The sequence below is a fragment of the Ancylomarina sp. genome (assembly GCF_041555295.1).
In the GTDB taxonomy this organism is placed as follows: Bacteria; Bacteroidota; Bacteroidia; order Bacteroidales; family Marinifilaceae; genus Ancylomarina.
This window is the reverse complement of sequence record NZ_JBFFKR010000424.1, coordinates 1-2,165: the sequence shown is the minus strand read 5'-3', so window position 1 is coordinate 2,165 and position 2,165 is coordinate 1. Positions and strand designations below refer to the sequence as shown.

The 2,165-nt window shown below is 38.3% G+C and carries 2 protein-coding genes and 1 pseudogene; 2 read left to right on the top strand and 1 reads right to left on the bottom strand.

Features of this window, described 5'->3' with window-relative positions; genetic code table 11:
• Positions 1-247 (top strand): annotated as a pseudogene (locus ABY905_RS16715) (hypothetical protein); the annotation flags it as partial.
• 73 nt (positions 248-320) lie between these two features.
• Here the strand turns inward: ABY905_RS16715 and ABY905_RS16710 are convergent.
• Complete coding sequence (locus ABY905_RS16710; RefSeq protein ID WP_372645940.1) at positions 321-1,082, bottom strand: exodeoxyribonuclease III; 762 nt, start codon at positions 1,080-1,082, stop codon at positions 321-323.
• A gap of 20 nt (positions 1,083-1,102) precedes the next feature.
• On the opposite strand from ABY905_RS16710, the gene ABY905_RS16705 reads away from it, so the two are divergent.
• A complete protein-coding gene (locus ABY905_RS16705) occupies positions 1,103-2,011 on the top strand; it encodes a methyltransferase domain-containing protein (protein WP_372645937.1) in 909 nt (302 codons plus the stop codon).
• Positions 2,012-2,165: the final 154 nt, after the last annotated feature.

Below are 2,165 nucleotides of genomic sequence, written 5' to 3'. Positions count from 1 at the left end.
TGCCCCAACGGGATTACCCCAAACGAAAATACAACCGACCGTAGGAGATATTATAGGGGCGTTTAAATCGATAACCAGCGTCGAATATATTAAAGGAATAGAAACCAAAAATTGGAACCAATTCAATAAACGATTATGGCAGCGGAATTATTGGGAACACATCATCCGAAACAACAGGGCATTTGATAGGATATCAGAATACATTTTGAACAATCCACGAAAGTGGAATGAGGATAAATTGAATTAATACCATTAGAACAGCAAAAGCCGCCAGAATAAATATTCTGACGGCTTTTATATTTTATTACAACGGTTAATTCTTAATCAATCTCAACCACCACTGGACAATGATCTGAGTGTACCACATCAGCAAGAATTGAAGCGCCTTTTAGCCTCTCTCGCAAGCTTTCGCTCACCATATTGTAATCAATGCGCCAGCCAAGGTTTTTGCCACGAGAACCTGCTCTGTAGCTCCACCACGAATACTTGTCTGCTGACTGATCGAATACTCTAAAACTATCGATAAAACCAGAGGCAATAAATTCAGATACCCACTCACGTTCTTCAGGTAGGAAACCCGATACGCCCTTCTTCTTTTCTGGCTTGTTGATATCAATAGGCTTGTGACAAATATTGTAATCACCAGCAATAATCAAGTTAGGAATCTCCTTCTTCAATTCCTGAACGTAGCCATGAAAGAAGTTCAACCAACCCATTTTATAATCCTGACGAATCCCCCCTGTTGTACCAGAAGGATGATAGGTTGACATCACTGAAAAGCCATCGAAATCGGCACGAATAGCGCGTCCTTCCACGTCGAAATCTTCATTGTCAACGCCGATATATATCTTATTCGGCTTTATCTTAGTTAGGATACCCACACCTGAGTAGCCCTTCTTTACAGCCGAATGCCAGTAGCAATGGTAACCCAGTTCCTCAAAAAGATGAGATTCGATTTGCTCTGGCTGAGCCTTGGTTTCCTGAATGCATAGGATATCTGGATTTTCGGACTTTAACCAGCCAACCAAATCTTTACTAATAGCGGCACGTATGCCATTTAAATTATAGGATATGATCTTCATAATCGGATAAGAATTTTAAAATGAGAGACTCGCTCTTGAATCTCTTTTTCTATTTACAAGACCTAAAAGTAAGAAAAATAGATCGAGATAGAAATACCCATGATTTCAATATCAGCATTCTTTACTTTCTTTGTGAGATGAAGGCAAACCAATACCAAATGATTCTTGATGCGATAGAAAAAATAGGCATCTGCAAAGCTGATATCACCAGAAAGCATACTTCTGCTTACGATGAATTCCATGTACGCGGAAGAGCTGTGAGTGAAGAACTTTTCTCCCAGATTGATCTAGATAGTAATTCTCAAGTTCTCGATTTAGGTTGTGGTTTGGGTGGTACTTGTCGAATGCTTGCTGAAAAATTTAGCTGTCAGGTGAATGGTATTGATTATTCTGAACAGCATATCGCTACAGCCAAATCTATATCAAAACTGACTGGTTTCGAAGATAAAACTGTGTTTATTCAAGCTGATGCCACGCAATTACCCTACCCTTCTGATCATTTTGATTTGATCATCACACAACATGTACAAATGTGTGTAGCCGATAAAAAGAAACTCTACTCCGAAGTCAAGCGAGTACTCAAAAAAGGTGGGCAATTTATCTATTACGATGTGCTTAGTAATAACACAAGTCCTTTGACTTACCCACTGCCTTGGGTGGATAATAAAATCAATAATCATTTAATCTCATCGAAACAACTAAAAAGTTTACTGCATTCTCTTGGCTTCCTCAAGATCTCTATTGAGGATCAAAGTTTAAAAGGATTAGATTTTCTGACTAGCTTTTTAGCTAAAGCAGAAGAAAACCCAGCTATACTAACAGGGCAAAAAATATTAATGGGTGACGATGCTCTCAATAAAATCACAAATCTCCATCAAGCCATAAAAAAAGGGATTTTGGGTTTGGAAAGTGGGGTTTATGAATTATGAGTTTAGAATGATAAATTAGGAATGTAACGATCAGCCATAATTTGTGAAATCAGCGGGAGTTATTGATATGCTGATGTGAGGATGTGTTAAAATCTTCCGACCTTTTGACTTTTAAGACATTTCGATCTAAAATGAGAAAAGTGGCGCCTACATT

Excerpts from the sequence above, each read along its gene's own strand:
- ABY905_RS16710 (WP_372645940.1), bottom strand. The coding sequence starts at position 1,082 with ATGAAGATCATATCCTATAATTTAAATGGCATACGTGCCGCTATTAGT.
- ABY905_RS16705 (WP_372645937.1), top strand. The coding sequence starts at position 1,103 with ATGAGAGACTCGCTCTTGAATCTCTTTTTCTATTTACAAGACCTAAAA.